Consider the following 17,288-nt stretch of genomic DNA (forward strand, 5'->3'; position numbering starts at 1 on the left):
TACTGGTAAAGGGTAATAAATTGTAAGTTCTATATTTGTAGAACTATAAACAATGAGTTCTACTATTAATAATCTATTTTCCAATCATAAATGAGCATTTCCACAAAATACGATCCTGCAGCAACCGAAGATAAATGGTACAGTTACTGGCTATCTAAAAAGTTCTTTCATTCTGAACCTGACGAGCGTGAACCTTATACCATCGTGATCCCGCCACCAAATGTTACAGGTGTATTGCACATGGGCCACATGCTGAACAACACCATACAGGATGTGTTAATCCGTAAAGCACGGATGCAGGGTAAAAATGCCTGCTGGGTGCCCGGAACAGATCATGCTTCTATTGCTACCGAAGCAAAGGTTGTAGCGATGCTTAAAGAAAGAGGAATCAGCAAAGCCGACTTGACAAGGGAAGAGTTTATGGCCTATGCCTGGGAATGGAAGGAAAAGTACGGCGGTATCATTTTGGAACAGTTAAAAAAATTAGGTGCCAGCTGCGATTGGGACCGTACGCGTTTTACCATGGAAGAAGACCTGTCTGAATCGGTGATCGACAGCTTCATTCACTTATATAAAAAAGGCTGGATATACCGTGGTATCCGTATGGTGAACTGGGATCCGGCAGGTAAAACGGCCGTTTCTGATGAAGAAGTGATTCGTAAGGAAGTCAACCAGAAATTATACTATATCAAGTACACCATCGCCGGAACCAATGAGTTTTTAACCATTGCCACCACCCGTCCGGAAACCATCATGGCAGATGCTGCCATCTGTGTTAACCCCGAGGATGAGCGTTATACACACCTGAAAGGGAAAACTGTCTTTATCCCTTTAATTAACCGTGAAATCCCTGTCATCGCAGATGATTATGTAACCATGGATTTTGGTACAGGTTGTTTGAAAGTGACGCCTGCTCATGACCTGAATGATTATGAACTTGGTGTAAGGCATAAATTGCCAGTGATTGACATCCTCAACGACGATGGAACTTTAAATGAATTGGCCGTTATCTTAGTAGGCGAGGACCGCTTTATCGCACGGAAAAAGATTGCCAAACTACTGGATGAAGCCGGACACCTGGATAAAATAGAAGATTATAAGTCTCAGGTAGGTTTCTCTGAACGTACAGATGCTGCTATCGAGCCTAAGCTTTCCATGCAGTGGTTCTGTAAGATGGATGAAATGGCCAAACCTGCACTGGAAGATGTGTTGAATGGTGATGTAAAACTGATACCTGAGAAATTTCAGAACACCTACCGCCACTGGATGGAGAATGTGCGCGACTGGAACATCAGCAGGCAACTATGGTGGGGACAACAAATTCCTGCATGGTATGACCACGAGGGTAACTGGGTGGTTGCAAAAACCAAGGAAGAGGCGCTTGATGAGTTTTTGAGGTTAAAAGATATAGATGGTGTCTTCACCAACGATGAAGCTGCGGGCTTCAAAAAACAGCTTGCTCCCTTTGTGAAACAGGATGAAGATGTAATGGATACCTGGTTTTCTTCCTGGCTATGGCCTATCTCCGTGTTCGACGGAATCAAAAACCCGGGGAACAAGGATATCAACTATTATTATCCGACCAACGACCTGGTGACCGCCCCGGAGATCTTGTTTTTCTGGGTGGCCAGGATGATCATGGCGGGACATGAATTTATGGGTAAAAAGCCATTCACCAATGTATACCTCACCGGTATCGTGCGTGATAAACTGGGTAGGAAGATGTCCAAATCTTTGGGTAATTCTCCTGACCCGATTGGCCTGATCGAGAAATATGGTGCTGATGGTGTCAGGGTGGGGATGTTATTATGCTCCCCGGCCGGTAATGACCTGATGTTTGATGAAAGCTATTGTGAGCAGGGTAGAAACTTTGCCAATAAAATATGGAATGCCTTCCGTTTGGTAAAAGGCTGGGAAGTGGATGAAAATTTGGAAAACCCCAATCACCAGGCCATCGCCTGGTTTGATAACCGCTTCAATGAGGCCCTTGCCGAAATTGAGGATAACTATAAACAATACCGCTTGTCGGAAGCGTTAATGACCACCTATAAGCTGGTGTGGGATGATTTTTGTGCCTGGTACCTCGAAATGGTTAAACCGGCATACCAGCATCCTATTGATCCGGAAACTTTGAAAGTGACGATTAACTTCTTTGAACGGATCCTGAAGCTACTGCATCCTTTTATGCCATTTATCACAGAAGAGTTGTGGCATGATGAATTGTTTGGTGAAAAAGCCGAAATGGAATGTATCATCGTCGCCACCTACCCAGCTTTCAGTACGGCAGAACCGCAGATCTTGAAAGAGGTGGAGCTGATCAAACAGGTGGTTACAGAAGTGAGAAATGTGAGGAACACCAAGCAGCTTTCACCAAAAGAAGCCTTGCCTTTAAGCATTAAGTTAAATTCAACTGTCGACTATGAAAAGTGGTTAAACATTGTGTTTAAACTGGCTAACATTTCTGAAGTTGAATTTGTAAATGACAAAATTCATGGTGCCGTTAGTTTCATGGTGGGTAACGATGAGTTTTTTATCTTGCTGAACGAGGATATCGATGTTGATGCAGAAATTGAGCGCCTGAAAGGGGAATTGAATTATTTGCTGGGCTTCCTGAAATCTGTAGATGCTAAATTATCAAATGAGCGTTTTGTGCAGAATGCAAAACCTGAGGTAGTGGAGAATGAAAAGAATAAACAAGCAGATGCTGAAGGGAAGATAAAGATTATCAAAGAAAGTTTGAAAGCTTTAACAAGTTAAAAAAACGGTTGGGTCTGTTCTTAGTCTGAAATCTTGAAAAGCTTCAATAGTTAAAAAACGCTTGTATCTGTTCTTAGTCTGAAATCTTTTGCCGGAAGAAGCAAAACCTTTCTAGGCCTATTCACAGACACAAGCGTTTTTATAATTATACAAAGCGAGGGGGCATCCGTGTATGGCGCATAAGGGGCTATGTTAAAGCGCGGGAAAGGTTGATAGTTTTTTGCTGTAGTTTTCTTTACAACTCAGGGAAGGTTTTAACGGGTGTTGTTTTTATTTGGCTGTATTTTTTTTAACAGCGCAGGAAAGGTTTTAATGGATGTAGTTTTTGCTTGGCTGGATTTTCTTTGAACAACACAGGAAAGGTTTTTGTTAGGCGCGGAAACGGTTCTTGAAAGTAGCAGACAGTGCATAGATATAAAGTATTGATAGACTTGCAATACCAATATTATTAATCACTCAACCAAGTTCTTCTCTTTGGATACTCCCCAATTGAGCTATTTCAATAAAAATCAGGTCTTGCTATGAAAAGGCCTAGTGAGATTTTGCCTTTTCGGTAAAAGATTACAGACTTTGAAAGCAACCTTATTTTTACAAATTGCCATAATCAGGTAATTCTTCTGAAAATGCAAACTCACCCCGCTGATGGTCAATCACCGCATAACAATGCTTCAAACCATTGGTAACCACTAGCCATTTAACCTTATGTACAGAGTTATACCTTGCCGCCTGGTCAAACACGGCTTGCGTAATTTTTATGGAGGGTGCTTTACACTCAATGATCATGATCCGTTCGCCCAGGTTATTATAGATCACTACATCAGTTCTCTTTTGCAAGCTGTTTAAGGTCAGTCCGCCTTCCACCTGTATCAGTGATTTGGGGAATTTCTTTTCTAATATCAAATACTGGATGAAATGTTGCCGTACCCACTCTTCAGGGGTTAAAACAAGGTGCTTTTTGCGGATTTCGTCGAATATAAAATGCTGCTCCTCTTTTTTTGTTAGTTTAAAAGGGTAGCAGGGAAGGTTAAGTGCTACGGGTGTAAATGCCATTTATGCAAAATTAACCTTTAATATTAAGTTTTTAGCGGTTACATTTGGATAATTATATGACTGCTGCAGATATTATAAAAGACCTTAAATCAAAAAAGTTTAAACCTGTGTATTTATTACATGGTGAAGAACCTTATTTCATCGATCAGGTAATTGATTACATGGAAGAAAACTTGCTGACCGAAATGGAGAAGGGCTTTAATCAAACGGTATTGTATGGCAAGGATACCGATATGGCCACTATATTAAATGCGGCCAAGCGCTACCCGATGATGTCTGACTATCAGTTGGTCATTGTTAAAGAGGCCCAGGACTTGAAATGGGGTAAAGATGATACTGCTGGCAATAAGGAAGCAGAGTTTGTGCAACATTATTTTGAACGACCGCTTGAATCTACCATCCTGGTGCTGGGCTACAAATATGCCAACTTTGATAAACGCAAAAAGCTATACAAAGCCATCACCAGGTCGGGGGTAATTTTTCAGTCGGACCCGGTTCGGGAGTATAACCTTGCCCAATGGATCGAAGGACTGGTAAAGGAAAAAGGCTATAAAATTGCACCGCAGGCAGCAGCCTTGATGGCAGAATATTTGGGTGCCGACCTTTCCAAAATCGCCAACGAGGTGGAAAAACTGATGCTCAACATCAGCAGGGAAACGACTATTGACACTACACATGTTCAGAAAAATATAGGAATAAGTAAAGAATACAATGTTTTTGAATTGCAAAAAGCCATCGTACAACGAAATGTGTTCAAATGCAACCAAATTATCAACTACTTTGCTGATAATCCCAAAGCCAATCCCATGGTCATGGTGTTGGCGAGTTTGAATTCTTATTTTACCAAAGTACTTAAATACCATTACCTGCCCAATAAGCACGATGCTGCTAAAGAATTGGGCGTAAGCCCTTATTTTATAAAGGATTATGAAGCCGCTGCGCGTAGCTTTGATTTCAATAAAACCGTATATTTAATTAGTTTGTTCCGGGCCTATGACCTTAAAAGCAAGGGCGTTGAAAGCACCGGTAATACCACAGATGGTGAGTTATTGAAAGAGTTGATCTTTAAAATGATTCATTAATGCCCTGTGCTTTATCATTAAGGTCTTGACCGCTTAAATGTAACCATAAAGTTATATTGATTCTGTAATACGGTTGCATGATGGAACTTATCTTTGGATAATTAACCTATAACTCATGAAGAAAACTTTATTAATTTCTGCTCTTGCATTGACAACTTTATCTGTCGTCCATGGGCAAACCAAACCTGATAAACCTGTTGTTCACGCAAGTGCAACAGCAGACACTTCCAAAAAGCTGGCAGGTCCACTGGCTGCGCTAAGTTCCAAATCAGCTCCCAAAGCTTATTCAACTGTTATCACTGATAAAGCGCTGACTAAAAAAGGAATGATTACAACGCATAAAGTGGAAGAAAAGTTCTTTTTTGAGCTAGCAGACTCCTTATTAGGCAGGGAAATATTGGTTGTCAACAGGATTTCAAAAGCAGGTGCGGAAATAAGATCTGCATCGGGTTATGCAGGTGATCAGATTGGGAGTAACGTCATCAGTTTCGAAAAAGGACCTAATAATAAGATCTTCATGCGTAAGTTAACTTACAGAACTTACGGCCCTGATAGCACTACAGCGATGTTTAGGTCGCTGCAAAATTCTAATGTACAGGCCATTGCTGCAGCATTCAATGTTGCCGCTTATGCTCCGAATAAAAAAGCGAGTGTAATCGACATGACCGATTACATCAACAGTGACAATGATATTTTTTACTTCAGCTCGCCTCAGGCTAAAAGCAGGCTTCGTTTAGGTGGACAAATATCCGACAGAAGTTACATCCTGGGGCTGCGCAGCTTCCCTAATAATGTAGAGATCGGAACGGTTAAAACATATTCGCTTTCTGCGGCTCCATCGCCGGCGGGTTTCTCTGGTCCATCCATGGGTGGTTCCGGCGGTTTCTCTACCGTAGAATTAAATACGTCCATGGTGATTTTGCCTAAGGTGCCCATGAAAGCCAGGTATTTCGATCCCCGTGTTGGCTTTTTTGCAGTCGGTTATACAGATTTCGACCTCAATCCACAGGGTGTAAGAGAGGTGGAGATTGTTAAAAGATGGCGCCTGGAGCCTAAGCCTGCTGATATGGAAAAATATAAACGTGGTGAACTGGTAGAGCCGGCTAAACCTATTGTGTTTTATATCGATCCCGCTACACCGAAAAAATGGGTGCCGTATTTAATTGCTGGTATTAACGACTGGCAAAAAGCTTTCGAAAAGGCTGGTTTTAAAAATGCAATCATCGGCAAAGAAGCGCCGACACCACAGGAGAATCCTGCATGGAGCCTTGATGATGCCCGACATTCGGCTATTGTTTATAAGCCTTCCGAAATCCCTAATGCCAGCGGGCCAAGTATTGCTGATCCGCGTAGCGGGGAGATTATGGAAAGTCACATCAACTGGTACCACAATGTGATGAAGCTGGTGCATGACTGGTATATGATTCAGACAGCAGCAGTGGACCCAAGGGCGCGTAAAATGGAGTTTAGCGACGAGTTGATGGGTGATCTGATCCGTTTTGTTTCTTCTCATGAAGTCGGCCATACACTGGGCTTACGTCATAACTATGGTTCCAGTTCTACGGTTTCCGTGGAGAAACTTCGCGATAAAGCCTTTGTAGAAGCCAATGGACACACCCCCTCCATCATGGATTATGCCCGTTTTAATTATGTGGCCCAACCGGGCGATAACATCTCTCCTAAGGGACTTTACCCAAGAATCGGTGATTATGACCTTTGGGCTATTGAATGGGGCTACCGATTGCTGCCAGATGCCAGGACGCCACTTGAAGAGGTTCCTTTGCTGAATAAAATCACCACAGATAAATTAAAAAACAAACGTTTATGGTTCGGTACGGAAATCAATCCTGATGATCCCCGTTCTCAAAATGAAGACCTTGGCGATAATGCCATGCTGGCCAGCGCCTACGGGATTAACAACTTAAAAATAATCGTGGATAAACTGCCCGAATGGACCAGTGAAAAAAACGAAGGTTATTCAAATTTAAATAATATGTACAGCCAGCTCACCATTCAGTTTGGCCGTTACTTGGGGCACGTTACAAAAAACATTGGTGGTATCTATGAAACGCCAAAAACTGTGGAGCAAAAAGGTACAGTTTACGAAAGAACGCCTGCAGCTATTCAAAAAGAAGCAGTTGCATTTTTAGACAAAAACCTGTTTACCACCCCTAACTGGTTGTTGAATAAGGAGATTATGGATAATACGGGTTTATCTCCACTTGACGTAATTAACAAGGTGCAGACACCTGTTTTAACGCGGTTGTTGAGTACCCGGACTTTAAATAAACTGGTTGACGGGGAAGCTGCGGACGGCGGCAGGGCCTATAAAATCACAGATTTGTTAGTTGATCTGCAAGATGCTGTATTTACAGAATTAAAGGACAACAAGAACATCGATGTATATCGCCGTAATTTGCAAAAGAATTATGTGGATAAACTGATTGACATCTTAAAACCAGGGGCTTCGCCTGCAGGTTTAAATTTTTCAGCTCCACGATCTACGGGCAATAGCAATAGTATCCTCTCTGCCTCACAAGGCGACGTGATGTCAGTTGTTAAAGCGCAGTTGAGAGAATTGAACACCGCCATTAAAAATGCTGTTCCTGCTGCGGATGCTTTAAGTAAATATCATTTACAGGATCTTTCAGAACGTATTGATTTTGCCCTGAATCCAAAAGGGTAGTCACATCTATTTTAATTTCCCGGAAAAGGAGCCTTTAAATGAGGCTCCTTTTCGTTTACTGCAATTTTTATGGGCTTATTTTTTACTTTTGTCCCATGAACTACTTTTTAGTCAAATCTGAGCCTTTTAAATACAGCTGGAAACAATTTAATGAAGATGGTCGTACGTTTTGGGATGGCGTACGCAATTACCAGGCAAGAAATAACCTGAGAGAAATGAAAGTTGGTGACCTGGTGCTTTTTTACCACAGCAACGAAGGGAAAGAGGTAGTAGGTATCGCTAAAGTAGTGAAGGAATCTTACCAGGACCCCACAACGGATGATGCTAACTGGGTGGTGGTAGACCTGGTGCCTGTGGAAACACTTAAACACCCGGTTACGCTGCAGCAGATTAAAGCGGAAGAAAGTTTAAAAGATATTTCACTGGTGAGGCAAGGCAGATTGTCGGTAACACAGCTCAAAGCGGAAGAATTTGACAAAATTCTTGAAATGGGAAGTTAGTTTATTACTTATGGTTGACAATATTTAAAACATTTTTTGATATATGCCGTTATATACTTAAATTGTAAAATATTACAATGAAACCTTTATCGGTTTCGGACCATAAATATACTTATTCACCAATGAAATTACTTCTGTTTACCTTAATTGCCGGCTGTTTTTGCCTGTGTCAAAAGAGTGCCGTTGCGCAAATAAAGCCTTGTATTGCGATCATCAATACAGGCGATGATGTATTTAAGGGCGTGTTATACAATGTAACACCTGATAGTATTGGGGTAAAAAGAGATGAAAATGTGGTGTTCTTTCAGGCTGCTGAAATTAAAAACATCAAAATCAAAGAGTTGAAACGCGGCTTCAGGTATAAAAAATACCTGAGCTACGATCCTTACAACGAAAAGAATTACGAAAAAGTTTCTAATAAAATGGTGCCTGTCCGCAAATGGGGAGAAAAAGATCCAACCATTGAAGAGGAGTTGAGCGGCAGAATCATCACCAGCTTTTATAATACAGCGATCAATGGTGTTTTTGCTTCCATAGGGTTGATGAACGGGCCATTAAGCAACATCAAGGTAGATTATAATCCCCTCAAATATAAAGAGAACTTAAAAGCGCTCTCTTACCATTCCATTTCCTATCAATTAAACCCTGACAAATCAGCCGCTCAGGAACTTAAAGCTTCCCTATCTTATAAAGGCAATTAAGTTGAGGCAATTAAGCCGGGCTACCGTTAATCCTTATAGAATATAGCCCTTAGTTCAGTTGCATCTTTTGCATTCATTTTTCCCCCTAAAACAAGGCGTAGTTGTCTGCGTCTCATCGCGCCTTCAAATAACTCAATTTCTTCGGCAGTTTCAGGTAGAATTTCCGGTATTGGAATCGTTTTACCGTTTTCATCCAGGGCCACAAAAGTATAATAAGCTTCATTAGATTTTAACCGGCTTCCTGAAGGGATATTCTCTGCCCATACGTCCAGCCTTACCTCCATAGAGGTGTTAAAAGCACGTGTCACTTTAGCCTCAATGGTAATTACATCCCCAAGTTTGATGGCATGTTTAAAAGAAACATTATCTACAGAAGCGGTGACCACAATTCTATTGCTGTGTTTTTGAGCAGAAATTGCAGCTGCAATATCCATCCAGTGGAGTAACCTGCCACCCATGAGGTTGTTTAATGTATTGGTGTCATTGGGTAGTACAAGTTCATTCATAATGGTTAATGAATGCTGTGGGTGTTTAATGTTTGGGTTCATATTCATCGCAAAAATAAACAAATTGTGCAACTTCATGTTATGTAATGCGATAGCCGTATAAAAAGCAACGTATATTATACATGAATAAGCAATTACACATTCAATATTTTCACTGGTACTACAATGATCATGTGTTACTTTGGGATAAAATAGCAAGAGAAGCAAAGAATTTAGCCACATTGGGCATTACCAATGTCTGGCTTCCACCAGCCTACAAGGCAACAACCGGTGGTCTATCGGTAGGTTATGACGCTTATGACCTGTATGATTTGGGCGAATTTGACCAGAAGGGCACGGTGAGTACTAAATATGGCACGAAGGAAGCTTATGTGAAAGCCATTAAAGTGTTGAAGGAACATCATATCGACACCATCGCAGATATCGTTTTTAACCATAAAGCCGGAGCTGATGAATTGGAAAGAGTTAAAGTCCGCAGGGTAAATCCCGATAACAGACTGGAATTCCTATCTGAGGAATTTGAAATAGATGGCTGGACTAAGTTTAACTTTCCGGGAAGAAAGGAGCAGTATTCTGCATTTGTATGGGACCACCAGTGTTTTAGTGGTATCGACAGGGCAGAGGATTTACAGGAAGAGGGGATTTTCTCTATACAAAACGAATATGGCAATACCTGGGAAGATGTACCCTCTGCGGAAATGGGTAATTATGATTACCTGATGTTCAATGATATTGAAACCAGGAATCCTGCAGTACGAGAAGAATTGAAACGCTGGGGGGAATGGTATTACAAGACCTGTGGTATGGATGGCTTCAGAATGGATGCCGTAAAACATATTTCGGTTAGTTTTCTTAACGAATGGATCGACCATATGAAACATACCTTTCAACGGGACTTCTTTTTTGTGGCGGAAAACTGGGTGGTCGACAATGTGGAAACCATGGAATCCTATCTGCACCAGACCGATGGCAGAATGCAGCTTTTTGATTCTATTTTGCACCATAACTTTTTCATGGCCAGTAAAGAGGATCAATTCGACATGTCTGCTATCTTTGAAGGTACCTTGCTGCAGTCGCACCCGGAACTCTCAGTTACTTTTGTGGATAACCATGATTCTCAGCCGCTGCAGGCGCTGGAGTCTTATGTTGACTTTTGGTTCAGGCCTCTGGCCTATGCCCTGATTCTATTGCGGATGCAGGGCATTCCGTGTTTGTTTTACCCGGATCTTTATGGCTGCAACTACAGCGACTTGGGTGAGGATGGAAATGAAGTAAGCGTTGAGCTGGTGGCACTTCAAGAACTACCGGTATTGTGTAGGCTCCGCAAAGATGTTGCCTATGGACAGCAGCGCGATTACTTAGATCATCCCAATTGTATTGGTTTTACCAGGGAAGGGCTGGATGAACATCCCAATTCGGGACTGGCAGTAGTGATGAGTAATGGAGAAAAGGCTTTTAAAGACATGGAAATAGGGGGCAGGCATGCGGGAAAAACTTTCACTGATGCTTTAGGCAAATGCCAGGAAGAGGTGGTGGTAAATGAAGAAGGCTGGGCTCAGTTCCCATGTGAGGAGAGGAGTGTATCGGTTTGGGTAGTCAAATAACCAATCAATTCGTCCCAGCGGCTGCCGGGCTTTCTGTAATAAACAAACACCTGGTAGGCATTGCTGGTTTCAAAGAAAGAACCCTCTAGCAAGGTGTCATTTACTACAGCGGTTTGCAGGTTTTTCAAGATGTACTTGTAATCGTATATTCCTTGTTTCAAGAGCATTTTAACCTCGTAACTTCTTTTTTCGGGATTGTATTTCAGTTGATGCGCTTCATTTAATACATAGTTGTTGAAACGGCCTGCAACGTAGAGTGATGTATGTTCTGGAGCTGCTGGTGTTTGGAGGGTAAACCAGACCCACACATAATCACTTTCGGTGTGGTCATCGCGTCCGTCCTGGTTTCTAATAAAGAAACTGCCATTTTCATCCGTCCCGCTGCTGTATTTTTGGGTGTTCCTGCTGAGGTCGGGAATTAAAACGGCGTTAAATGTGCTGTCTTTGTATATTTTCTGTACCTGGGCAGCAGGGTAGCGTAAACTGCGGGTGTCAAACTTTCTAAACTCATTACCACCGCTAAAATCGTTGCTCTTTAAATCATTGTACACCAATGAACCTGGTTTAATAAAGGAAGGTTTGCTATCGTCTCTTGCTGTTCCAGGGTTGCCGTTTTGCATCACCAGCACTTTTATATCCCTGTTTGGGTTTTGAATAGTCAGGCCAGGATGGGAGATACTGAAGTTGATCTTCTGAAACGCATTGCGTTCAGCAACCTGGGCACTTGGCCTTACTTCAACCTGCAGGTTAACCAGGTTTTCTACCACATAAAACCTTTGCGTGAGTACTGGTTTTTTAACCTGCCCGTTTTCATAAACTTTGAGCAGGTAATTGCCTGAGGTCTTCATTTTTACCTGTTCGTTGGGTAAACTCAGGCTATAATGTGTATACTTTTGCAGCGTACCAGAAGAATAGGCATAATCAACGATCCTGTCTTCGGCAAAGGACGCCACAAAATCTACCGTTGAAATCCCTGAGGGTTTCCAGTCGGCAGTAAAATGTTCAATACTGTACCAGTAGTTTTTGCTGCCTCCCTCGAGGTCATCAAAAGAGAAATGCAGCAGTTCTCCTGAATTTAAAGCAATAACCGGAAGAGATTGCTCTTTTTGCGAATTGTAACACTGTACTGTCCGGATATAAGGCTCATAGATATGATTATCCTCGATATTAGTCCTTTGCTGTGCAAAAACGATATGCGAACAGGTGATCAGCAAAAAAAGCAATCCCCCCAATTTTGTCATTAACTTTCTTTTTCCATAATCTCAGCAGCAAGATCTTCCCACACACTTTGGGCTTTATCTAAAGCGTTTTTAGCGCCGAGGTATTTCTTGTTGGCTTCCGCCAGCTTCACTTTATCGCCGTAGATCTTTTCATCAGCGAGTTCAGTTTCTATGACTTTAACATTTTGCTCCAGTTCAGCTATTTCGGTTTCTGTTTTCTGCAACTGGTCGTTCAGCTTTTTCAATAGCTGTTGCGTATTTGGTGCAGCCTTTTTTTCTTCAACCTTAGGTTTAACTTCTTTTTCGGCTTTATAAGGAATGGTGCCGGCAGGAGCTGGCGGTCTTTTGCTGTTCCATTCTTCATATTCAGCATAAGTACCCGGATATTGTTTAATGTCTTTATCTTCAATATACCAGATTTTATTGGCCACATTATCCAGGAAATACCTGTCGTGGGATACCGCAATAAAAGTACCTTCATACTGTTTCAGTGCCTGGATCAGGATGTTCACCGATTGGATGTCAAGGTGGTTGGTAGGCTCATCCAGGATCAGGAAGTTTGAATCTGTGGTTAGCGATTTTGCAAGGGCAACACGGGATTTTTCACCTCCGGATAATACACGGATTTTTTTAAACACATCATCTCCCGTAAAAAGGAAACAACCTAATATCGAACGCAGTTCGGTGTCCGTATGTTTAGGTGCGAAAGCCTGCAATTCTTCCAGGATGCTATTACCCAGGTGGAGTGATTCCAGCTGGTGCTGAGCAAAGAATGTGGTGGTCACGTTATGTCCGGTTTCACAGATCCCTTCAAACCCTTCAGCGCCTGCTATGATTCTTAACAACGTTGATTTACCCTTACCATTGGCACCAATCAAGGCAATTTTATCACCTTTTTCAATCACCGCTTCGGCGTTTTCAAGGATGTCAACATTGGGATAGCTTTTATAAGCATTCTCAATTCTCACTACATGACGGCCGGAAGGTTTTGTAAATTTAAAGCTAAAGTTTACTGTTGGATTATCATCATCAACATCCTCCACGCGTTCCATTTTGTCAAGGGCTTTCATGCGCGATTGTGCCATTTTTGCTTTACTGGCTTTGGCTTTGAAACGCTCAATCAAACGCTCTTCCTGTTTTATTTTAGCCTGCTGATTTTTAAACTCTCCCTTTTGGATTTCACCACGCAAAGATTTCTCCTCTACATAGAAGGTGTAATTACCTGCATAGGCAGTAAGCTTTCCTTTGCGGGACTCCACAATACGGTTAACCACTTTATCCAGGAAATACCTGTCGTGGGAAACAATTACGATCGCACCTTCAAAGCTCATCAAATAATTTTCGAGCCATTTAATGGACGGTAAATCCATGTGGTTGGTCGGCTCATCCAGTAGCAGGATGTCTGGTGTTTGCAACAGGATTTTCGCCAGCATCACTCGCATTCTCCAGCCTCCGGAGAAGGTGTTCAGTGGGCGGAGCTGATCGGCAGTGCTAAAACCAAGACCAGCCAGAATTTCATTGGCACGGTACTCAATATTATATCCGTCAAGCGCTTCAAACTCCTGTTGTTTATCACTTAATTTATAGAGTACATCTTCAGAATAATCGGTTTCAATTTTCTTTAACAATTCTTCTATTTCGTCATGAAGTTGATTCTGACGCTCAAAAGCTTCCATGGCCACATGCAATATACTGTGGTGAGAGTCATAGGAAAGAAGGTCCTGATTCAGGTAACCTATTTTAAGATCCTTAGACATGGAAATAGAACCTGAAGAAGGCGCATATTCTCCAACAATTATTTTTAATAGCGTGGATTTCCCAGTTCCGTTGGCACCAATCAGGCCAACTCTGTCACCAGGTTTAATATGCCAGTTTGCCTCATCATACAATGCTCTTGAGCCTATGAGGAAAGTTAAGTCGTTTATTGAAATCATTTGGTCGCAAAAATACAATTTTTCGACGCAATTTTTTGTTGTGAATAGGTAAGAAAATAAAAACACCTTATCTTCGTGGCATGTATCGCCTAATAAAACCCATCTTTTTCCAGTTTGATCCGGAAAATGTACACCATTTTGTCGTAAAAAGATTAAAATGGTTTAATGATTATTTTCCCTTTGGGAAGACGATTTTGAGAAGCAGTTTTGATGTTAACATCAAGGGGTTGGAGCGGGAAGTGTTTGGTGTCAAATTCAGAAACCCCGTTGGGTTGGCCGCAGGCTTTGATAAAAATGGCGAGTACGTAGAAGCATTAAGCAACCTGGGTTTTGGTTTTATAGAAGTGGGCACTGTAACACCAATGCCCCAGCCGGGAAACGACAAGCCAAGGATGTTCCGTCTGGAAGATGACAAGGCGTTGATCAACCGCATGGGCTTCAATAATAAAGGGGTAGACACTTTGGCCGAACGCTTACGCCTGGTGAAGCAAAAGGACAAAAGCATTGTGATCGGTGGAAATATCGGTAAAAATAAAACCACCCCAAATGAGGAAGCTGTAAACGATTATATAAAATGTTTCGACAGATTATTCGATGTCGTGGATTATTTTGTAGTCAACGTCAGTTCGCCCAATACCCCGGGATTAAGAGAGCTGCAAGAAAAGGAGCCATTAACCCATCTTTTGAAAACTTTACAGGACCGCAATCATAAAAACGGGATCAGCAGGCCGATTCTTTTGAAAATTGCGCCCGACTTAACCAATGAGCAGTTAGATGACATCGTTGATATTATACAGTCTACCGGTATTGCCGGCGTTATAGCCACCAATACAACAATAGACCGTGACGGTTTATATACCCCGCCAAAGGTGGCTCAGGAGGCCGGTGGTTTAAGTGGCAAGCCACTAGCTAAACGCTCCACTGAAGTCATCAGGTATATTTCAGAAAGATCTAAAGGCGCTTTTCCTATCATTGGCGTTGGTGGAATTCATTCCCCTGAAGATGCCCAGGAGAAATTAGCTGCGGGTGCTTCATTAGTACAGCTTTATACCGGCTTTATTTACGAAGGCCCGGGTATTGCAAAAAGGATCTGTAAAAAGTTATTGTAATCGCTCAAATTCCACCGGCCCTGATTTTATAGCGCTTTTGAGGTTGTTTTTTGAGAGGGGGAGTTGTGCTACAGCTACCCCCTGTTAACGGTATGCCTTTGTTTATTCAAATATTCTAGTCTTAAAAAGTACTTTCATTTTGTTAAAGTCTTGTTTTGGTTTTTTACAAACATAGATTCTTTGATAAAGTTCCTCCTCATTGTCTGCATAAGGATTGTAAATTGTTCTTACAAGCTTTACTTCGTCAAAATATGGGCTAAAAAAATCACCTACCCTATAACTTAAGGCAATAATAACATTTGGCATTTGTCCTTCCGGTGTCCAACTGTAAAAACTTCCGTGATACGAAAATGCTTTTGGTAAATTGTAATCAACTCCTAATATATTTACTGCACCTGCTTGCCCATAATGTTTGCCCCAAATCTTACAATCTTGTTTCTCATTTGCTGGCAAGCTATCGTAAACCGATTTCAATTGTTGCATTGTTTCTTTCCATTTTTTTTTGGTATAGTACTCGTCATATTTTACCGCAAATTTGCCGCCTTCAATGTCTTTCTTTTCAAACGGATAAACTTTTGTGAGATAGCGATCGAAAGAATAGACAGGCATGCCAAAAGGAATTAAAACAGAAGCTAATAACAATAAAGCAGTAATTGGATAAATTATCAATTTCTTCTTATGCAAAATTGTTTGTTCCCAAAATATTGCACCAAAAGGTATAATTGTCAAAATTATTGGATAGAAATAATAAGGTTTTCCCTTACTGAACGATAAGAAAGCAATAGATAAGAGGATTGAAATTGCTAAAGGTCTGTTGAGCGTTTTATTGTTCTTAAAAATATAGAGGTATGCAGGAACAATAATCAATAAAGAAGATAAAGGATTTATATCAATCAGCAATTGTCCCAGACTGCCTATTCGGGAAAGATTATCTAATTGTGTTTCGTAAAGCCGGCCAAACATTTGCAACACAGGGAAGTCGTTTGCATACTGCCAAATCAAATTCGGGAGTAAGAACAAGACGGCTACGATGATGTTTTTCCAAAAATGTTGTTGTACAAGTGCTTGGCGTGTTCTTTCGAAAAGTAATAATGCAGCTAAGCCGAAGATAAAAAACAAAGCATCATACTTAACAGAACAACCTAAAACAACAAATCCTGTTAAGTACCACAAACTCCTGTTGTCGAGATATTTTACAAACCTGGTTAATTGATAGAAACTTAATACCCAAAATAGCTGGCTAAAAACTACCGGTTGAAATAGCTGTTGTGAACGACCAAAACTTGGTCCGATAATGATGCACATAAGAGCCAAAAAGATAGCCTTGTTTTTCCCACCTAATTCAATCGTTGTTTTTGCTATAAAGATGATGATTAGGATACTTGCAATATGTGCAAATAGACGATGTACATAGACGGAAGTGCTGCCAAATAGATTTTGGATAGATGCCAGAAGTCCAATCAACGGCGGAAATTCCATATACCCAAAAGCCAAATGTTTGCCAGTTTCAATATGTAATAATTCATCTCCCTGAAAACCTGAATTGCTGTCTGCAACTAAATGAAGTGTCAATTTTAGAATGCAGAAAATGAGAATTAATAACTTGGTTTGTTTAGTCATCTGTTCTTGTCTGATGTAATTTTCGTTGTGTCTCCTAGAGATTATCGCAAACTAGCGGCTATACTTGAACCTACGGTTTGGTGCTTTTTGGTATCGATAGTAATAATATGTTGTAGCTAATATAATACCTTTAAAAGGTAGGGGGCAAATAATAAAATTTTGACACAAAAAAAACCACCGTTGTAATTTACAACGGTGGTTTATGTTTTTAAGCTTTTTGTAACTTATGCCTGAGCAACAAGTTTTGTTAAGATCGCGTTGTTTATTGCTAACTGATCTTTTGTAGATTGTAGTGAGCGGCTTCCTAATTCAAGATTAGTCGCTAATTTCAAAGTTTTAACTTCTTGACGTGAAGTATTCTTATTTTTTCTGTCTTTTCTTTTTAGTCTGGTAACTGCCATGGTAATAACCTTTGTGTTTTTAATTTATAATAAATCTGGAGGTCGAGAGCGGATTCGAACCGCTGTACGAGGTTTTGCAGACCTCTGCCTAGCCACTCGGCCACTCGACCCTGTTTAA

General features: G+C 41.2%; 13 protein-coding genes and 1 tRNA gene. 7 read left to right on the plus strand and 7 right to left on the minus strand.

Annotated elements, in window-relative coordinates; all coding sequences use genetic code 11:
- The first annotated feature begins 90 nt into the window (after positions 1-90).
- Positions 91-2,757, plus strand: a complete 2,667-nt coding sequence (locus WG905_RS15000) for a valine--tRNA ligase (RefSeq protein WP_339592554.1) — start codon at positions 91-93, stop codon at positions 2,755-2,757.
- Between the two features lie 588 nt (positions 2,758-3,345).
- Here the strand turns inward: WG905_RS15000 and WG905_RS15005 are convergent.
- Positions 3,346-3,807 carry a type I restriction enzyme HsdR N-terminal domain-containing protein gene (locus WG905_RS15005; RefSeq protein WP_339592555.1) on the minus strand — a complete coding sequence of 154 codons (462 nt, stop codon included), beginning with the start codon at positions 3,805-3,807 and terminating at the stop codon, positions 3,346-3,348.
- Between the two features lie 56 nt (positions 3,808-3,863).
- Between WG905_RS15005 and holA the strand changes: the two genes are divergently transcribed.
- From holA to WG905_RS15025, 4 genes are all read left to right on the plus strand, one after another.
- Complete coding sequence (holA, locus tag WG905_RS15010) at positions 3,864-4,889, plus strand: DNA polymerase III subunit delta (RefSeq protein WP_339592556.1); 1,026 nt, start codon at positions 3,864-3,866, stop codon at positions 4,887-4,889.
- A gap of 115 nt (positions 4,890-5,004) precedes the next feature.
- Positions 5,005-7,575: a zinc-dependent metalloprotease gene (locus WG905_RS15015; RefSeq protein WP_339592557.1), complete on the plus strand. Its 2,571-nt coding sequence runs from the start codon at positions 5,005-5,007 to the stop codon at positions 7,573-7,575.
- Positions 7,576-7,670: 95 nt separating this feature from the next.
- Positions 7,671-8,075: an EVE domain-containing protein gene (locus WG905_RS15020; protein ID WP_339592558.1), complete on the plus strand. Its 405-nt coding sequence runs from the start codon at positions 7,671-7,673 to the stop codon at positions 8,073-8,075.
- 77 nt (positions 8,076-8,152) lie between these two features.
- The gene (locus tag WG905_RS15025; protein WP_339592559.1) at positions 8,153-8,776 is read left to right on the plus strand and encodes a hypothetical protein; all 624 of its coding nucleotides are present in this window, start codon (positions 8,153-8,155) and stop codon (positions 8,774-8,776) included.
- 26 nt (positions 8,777-8,802) lie between these two features.
- Here WG905_RS15025 and WG905_RS15030 read toward each other — a convergent pair whose 3' ends face one another.
- Positions 8,803-9,282 carry an acyl-CoA thioesterase gene (locus WG905_RS15030; protein WP_431844524.1) on the minus strand — a complete coding sequence of 160 codons (480 nt, stop codon included), beginning with the start codon at positions 9,280-9,282 and terminating at the stop codon, positions 8,803-8,805.
- 122 nt (positions 9,283-9,404) lie between these two features.
- Here WG905_RS15030 and WG905_RS15035 point away from each other — a divergent pair, with 122 nt between their 5' ends.
- The gene (locus tag WG905_RS15035) at positions 9,405-10,886 is read left to right on the plus strand and encodes an alpha-amylase (RefSeq protein WP_339592561.1); all 1,482 of its coding nucleotides are present in this window, start codon (positions 9,405-9,407) and stop codon (positions 10,884-10,886) included.
- Here WG905_RS15035 and WG905_RS15040 read toward each other — a convergent pair.
- Together WG905_RS15040 and WG905_RS15045 are read right to left on the minus strand one after the other, a co-directional pair.
- Positions 10,838-12,127: a type IX secretion system plug protein gene (locus tag WG905_RS15040; protein ID WP_339592562.1), complete on the minus strand. Its 1,290-nt coding sequence runs from the start codon at positions 12,125-12,127 to the stop codon at positions 10,838-10,840. The two genes, WG905_RS15035 and WG905_RS15040, sit on opposite strands and share 49 nt — an antisense overlap.
- Complete coding sequence (locus WG905_RS15045; RefSeq protein WP_339592563.1) at positions 12,127-14,040, minus strand: ATP-binding cassette domain-containing protein; 1,914 nt, start codon at positions 14,038-14,040, stop codon at positions 12,127-12,129. The genes WG905_RS15040 and WG905_RS15045 overlap by 1 nt, the downstream gene beginning before the upstream one ends.
- Positions 14,041-14,120: 80 nt before the next feature.
- Between WG905_RS15045 and WG905_RS15050 the strand changes: the two genes are divergently transcribed.
- A complete protein-coding gene (locus tag WG905_RS15050; protein ID WP_339592564.1) occupies positions 14,121-15,149 on the plus strand; it encodes a quinone-dependent dihydroorotate dehydrogenase in 1,029 nt (342 codons plus the stop codon).
- Between the two features lie 102 nt (positions 15,150-15,251).
- Here WG905_RS15050 and WG905_RS15055 read toward each other — a convergent pair whose 3' ends face one another.
- From WG905_RS15055 to WG905_RS15065, 3 genes are all read right to left on the minus strand, one after another.
- The gene (locus tag WG905_RS15055) at positions 15,252-16,769 is read right to left on the minus strand and encodes an ArnT family glycosyltransferase (protein ID WP_339592565.1); all 1,518 of its coding nucleotides are present in this window, start codon (positions 16,767-16,769) and stop codon (positions 15,252-15,254) included.
- A gap of 224 nt (positions 16,770-16,993) precedes the next feature.
- A complete protein-coding gene (locus WG905_RS15060; RefSeq protein WP_339592566.1) occupies positions 16,994-17,170 on the minus strand; it encodes a spore protein in 177 nt (58 codons plus the stop codon).
- A 36-nt stretch (positions 17,171-17,206) separates the two neighbouring features.
- A tRNA-Cys gene (locus tag WG905_RS15065) sits at positions 17,207-17,280 on the minus strand.
- Positions 17,281-17,288 lie beyond the last annotated feature (8 nt).

Source organism: Pedobacter immunditicola (genome assembly GCF_037482985.1).
GTDB lineage: Bacteria > Bacteroidota > Bacteroidia > Sphingobacteriales > Sphingobacteriaceae > Pedobacter > Pedobacter immunditicola.

Bases quoted from the DNA above. Each gene is read 5' to 3' on its own strand.
- WG905_RS15000 (WP_339592554.1), top strand. From the start codon at position 91: ATGAGCATTTCCACAAAATACGATCCTGCAGCAACCGAAGATAAATGG.
- WG905_RS15055 (WP_339592565.1), bottom strand. From the start codon at position 16,769: ATGACTAAACAAACCAAGTTATTAATTCTCATTTTCTGCATTCTAAAA.
- WG905_RS15015 (WP_339592557.1), top strand. From the start codon at position 5,005: ATGAAGAAAACTTTATTAATTTCTGCTCTTGCATTGACAACTTTATCT.
- WG905_RS15045 (WP_339592563.1), bottom strand. From the start codon at position 14,040: ATGATTTCAATAAACGACTTAACTTTCCTCATAGGCTCAAGAGCATTG.
- WG905_RS15060 (WP_339592566.1), bottom strand. From the start codon at position 17,170: ATGGCAGTTACCAGACTAAAAAGAAAAGACAGAAAAAATAAGAATACT.
- WG905_RS15035 (WP_339592561.1), top strand. From the start codon at position 9,405: ATGAATAAGCAATTACACATTCAATATTTTCACTGGTACTACAATGAT.
- WG905_RS15040 (WP_339592562.1), bottom strand. From the start codon at position 12,127: ATGACAAAATTGGGGGGATTGCTTTTTTTGCTGATCACCTGTTCGCAT.
- holA (WP_339592556.1), top strand. From the start codon at position 3,864: ATGACTGCTGCAGATATTATAAAAGACCTTAAATCAAAAAAGTTTAAA.
- WG905_RS15005 (WP_339592555.1), bottom strand. From the start codon at position 3,807: ATGGCATTTACACCCGTAGCACTTAACCTTCCCTGCTACCCTTTTAAA.
- WG905_RS15050 (WP_339592564.1), top strand. From the start codon at position 14,121: ATGTATCGCCTAATAAAACCCATCTTTTTCCAGTTTGATCCGGAAAAT.
- WG905_RS15030 (WP_431844524.1), bottom strand. From the start codon at position 9,282: ATGAATGAACTTGTACTACCCAATGACACCAATACATTAAACAACCTC.
- WG905_RS15025 (WP_339592559.1), top strand. From the start codon at position 8,153: ATGAAACCTTTATCGGTTTCGGACCATAAATATACTTATTCACCAATG.
- WG905_RS15020 (WP_339592558.1), top strand. From the start codon at position 7,671: ATGAACTACTTTTTAGTCAAATCTGAGCCTTTTAAATACAGCTGGAAA.